Source organism: uncultured Phenylobacterium sp., from assembly GCF_902826855.1.
In the GTDB taxonomy this organism is placed as follows: domain Bacteria; phylum Pseudomonadota; class Alphaproteobacteria; order Caulobacterales; family Caulobacteraceae; genus Phenylobacterium.
The window spans coordinates 1-3,644 of sequence record NZ_CADEGK010000311.1 but is presented as its reverse complement, the minus strand read 5'-3'; the positions used below and the strand labels follow the sequence as shown (position 1 = coordinate 3,644).

The window sequence follows — 3,644 nt, the reverse complement described above, 5'->3', positions numbered from 1 at the left end:
GCCTGCAACTCTATAAGTACGTGATCCACAACGTGGCCCACGCCTACGGCAAGACCGCCACCTTCATGGCCAAGCCGATGTTCGCCGACAACGGCTCGGGCATGCACGTGCACCAGTCGATCTGGGGCAATGGCAAGCCGCTGTTCGCCGGGGACAAGTATGCCGGCCTGTCACAGATGTGCCTCTGGTACATCGGCGGGATCATCAAGCACGCCAAGGCGATCAACGCGTTCTCGAACTCGACGACGAACTCCTACAAGCGCCTGGTGCCCGGCTACGAGGCTCCGGTGAAGCTGGCCTATTCGGCCCGCAACCGCTCGGCTTCGATCCGCATTCCGCACGTGGACTCGCCGAAGGGCAAGCGCATCGAGGCCCGCTTCCCGGACCCGATGGGCAACCCGTACCTGACCTTCACGGCGCTGCTGATGGCCGGCATCGACGGCATCATCAACCAGATCGATCCGGGCGGCCCGGCCGACAAGAACCTCTACGATCTGCCCCCGCGCGAGCAGAAGAAGATCCCCGAAGTCTGCGGTTCGTTGAAGGAAGCCCTCGACAGCCTCGACAAGGACCGCGCCTTCCTCAAGGCCGGGGGCGTGATGAGCGACGACTTCATCGACAGCTACATCGAGCTGAAGATGGAGGAAGTCATGCGGCTGGCGCTCCACCCGCACCCGGTGGAATTCGACATGTACTACAAGTGCTAATCGCCTGATCTTGATGTGACTGGGGCCGTGGAGCGATCCGCGGCCCTTTTCATTTGCCCGCGGTCTCCCACCTTCACCTTATGGACGGATGGATCGGGCCGGCTCTGGGCATCGCGGCGCTGCTCATCGCCGCCCCGTTGGCGGCCTGGGTGGGCCACAGGCATGGCAGGACCATCAAGCGCGGGACCGGGCTGGCGTTCGTCATGCTGGGCTTCGGTCACGTTATGGATCCGCCGGCCCGCCACCTCGTCGAGGCGGTGGGCGGCGAGGAGGAGCCTCCCGGCCCGACCGGCGAGCCCAAGGATACGCCCGGCGGCGGTTGAGGTTCACGCCCAACCCGCTCTAGAACCGTCACACGCCGCGCCAGGGAACGCCGCCTTGAAGTCCACGCTTGTCGCCTTCGCCGCCGCGCTCGCCATCGCGGGACCGGCCATCGCCCAACCCTCCGAGGGGCCGCAGCCCGCGCCACCGCCTCCGGCCATCGCCGCACCGCGCGACGTGGCCTATCCCGGGACGCTGCGGCTGGAGGTGGACGCCACGGACGTGGAGCGGCGCATATTCCGCATCCGCCAGACCATCCCCTTGCCAGGCCCCGGGCCGCTGACGGTCCTCTACCCGCAGTGGGTCCCCGGTGGGCACTCGCCCCGCAACGCCATCTACAACGTCTCCGGTCTCACCTTCCGCGCGGGCGGCCAGGTGGTCCCCTGGACCCGCGATCCGGTGAGCGTGTTCGCCTTCCACGTCACCCCGCCCCCTGGCGCCGCCAGCCTGGAGGTGGAGTTCCAGTTCGTGACGCCGACCTCCCCCGAGCAAGGCCGGGTGGTGATGACGCCGGAGATGCTGAACGCCCAGTGGATCAGCCTGGCCATGTACCCGGCCGGGTACTACGCGCGGCGCATCCCGATCGAGGCGTCGATCAAGCTGCCGCCCGGCTGGAGCTATGGCACAGCCTTGGAGACCGCCAGCACCGAGGGCGGCGTGACCCGCTTCAAGGTGGTCGACTTCGAGACCCTCCTGGACTCGCCGATGTTCGCCGGGCGCTACTTCAAGCGCTACGACCTGGATACGTCGGGCAAGTCGCCCGTGCGCCTGAACATCGTGGCCGACCGTCCCGAGCTGCTGGCCGCCACGCCCGAGCAGATCGAGGCGCACCGCGAACTGGTTCGCCAGGCCGACCGCCTCTATGGCGCACGCCACTTCGACCGCTACGAGTTCCTGCTGGCGCTGAGCGAGCGGATGGGCGGCATCGGCCTCGAGCACCATCGCTCGTCGGAGAACGGCACGGACCCGGAGTACTTCCTCGACTGGGCCACCGGCGCGCCCAGCCGCAACCTGCTGCCGCACGAATACAACCATAGCTGGGACGGCAAGTTCAGGCGCCCGGCCGACCTGTGGACACCCGACTACAACACGCCCATGCGCGACAGTCTGCTCTGGGTCTACGAGGGCCAGGACCAGTACTGGGGCTTCGTGCTGGGCGCTCGCTCAGGCCTGGTGACCAAGGAACAGACCTTGGACGCCCTGGCCATGACCGCCGCCACCTATTCGCTGGGCCGTCCGGGGCGCCAGTGGCGTTCGGTGGAGGACACCACCCACGACCCGATCATCGCCGGCCGCCGCCCGATCCCCTGGAGCACCTGGCAACGTAGCGAGGACTACTACTCCGAGGGTCAGATGGTCTGGCTCGACGTCGATACGCTCATCCGAGAGAAGACCTCCGGCAGGAAATCGCTCGACGACTTCGCGCGCCGCTTCTTTGGAATGAACGACGGCAGCTGGGTCCCCCTCACCTACACGTTCGAGGACGTGGTCGAGGGTTTGAACGCGGTGACCCCCCACGATTGGGCGGGCTTCCTGACCAGGCGCATCAAGGACGCGGCGCCGGCCTTCCCGCTCGATGGCGTCACCCGCGGCGGCTACCAGTTGGTCTACACCGACAAGCCGACGGCCTACTGGAAAGACGTCGAAGCCAGCCGCAAGATGATCGACCTCACCTACTCCCTAGGGTTGACGCTGAACCGGGAGGCCACGATCACCGGGGTGCTTTGGGAAGGGCCGGCGTTCAGGGCGGGCCTGACCGCGGGTGACAAGATCCTAGCCGTGAACGGCATCGCCTACGAGACCGAGCGCCTCAAGGAGGCGATCACCGCGGCCAAGACCTCGAAGGCCCCGATCAGTCTCATCGTCAAGGACGGCGACCACTTCCGGGTGGTGGCGATCGACTATCATGAGGGCCTGCGCTACCCGCGCCTGCAGCGGATCCCAGGAAAGCCGGACCTGCTGAGCAGAATCTACGAGCCGCTGAAGTAGGCTCAGGTCGCGAACCGCTCCTCCATCCACTGCCCTGCGACGTTGATCGCCCGCCGCGCCACCTGCAGTTGGCCGCTCCAGGCGTGGAAGACGTGGATCATCTCAGGCCAGACCTCCAGGCACACCTCTACGCGAGCGTGGGCCAGCACGTCGGCCATGGTGATCGAGTCCGAGAGCAGCGCCTCCTCCGAGCCGGTCTGGATCAGCACCGGCGCGACGCCCGAGAAATCGCCGAAGATAGGCGACGCCAGGGGATCGCGCGCATCCAGGCCGCCGAGGTAGGCCAACGCCATGTTGTCCAGTCCGGCCTTCGTGATCATCGGATCGTGCTCGGCCTTGGCGGCGTAGCTGGCGCCCGACTGTGTCAGATCCGCCCACGGGCTGATCGCGAAGAAGCCGGCAGGTTGGGGCAAGCGCTCCGCCTTCAAGGCCAGAGCCAGCGCCAGGGTCAGCCCGCCGCCGGCGGAATCGCCCGCCACGATCAGTCGCCCGGGATCCGTACCAGCCTCCAGCAGCGCACGATAGACCGCCACTGCGTCCTCCACGGCCCCGGGGAAGCGGTTCTCAGGCCCCAGGCGATAAGCCGGAACGACGGCCACTGTCTTCGCCGTGGCGCCCAGGCGCGCG

Annotated in this window: 3 protein-coding genes and 1 pseudogene; 3 read left to right on the top strand and 1 reads right to left on the bottom strand. The window is 67.4% G+C overall.

What is annotated here, in order from left to right; genetic code table 11:
- The 3 genes and pseudogenes from glnA to QZV94_RS23930 form a co-directional block, all read left to right on the top strand.
- Nucleotides 1-707, top strand: a pseudogene (gene glnA, locus QZV94_RS23940) (glutamine synthetase); the annotation flags it as partial.
- A gap of 80 nt (nt 708-787) precedes the next feature.
- A complete protein-coding gene (locus QZV94_RS23935; protein ID WP_293682817.1) occupies nt 788-1,030 on the top strand; it encodes a hypothetical protein in 243 nt (80 codons plus the stop codon).
- 55 nt (nt 1,031-1,085) lie between these two features.
- Nucleotides 1,086-3,017, top strand: coding sequence for a M61 family metallopeptidase (locus QZV94_RS23930; protein WP_293682815.1), 1,932 nt, complete (start codon nt 1,086-1,088; stop codon nt 3,015-3,017).
- Between the two features lie 2 nt (nt 3,018-3,019).
- Here the strand turns inward: QZV94_RS23930 and QZV94_RS23925 are convergent.
- Nucleotides 3,020-3,644 (bottom strand): alpha/beta hydrolase fold domain-containing protein (locus QZV94_RS23925; RefSeq protein ID WP_293682813.1); only part of this gene is annotated, 625 nt, incomplete at its 5' end.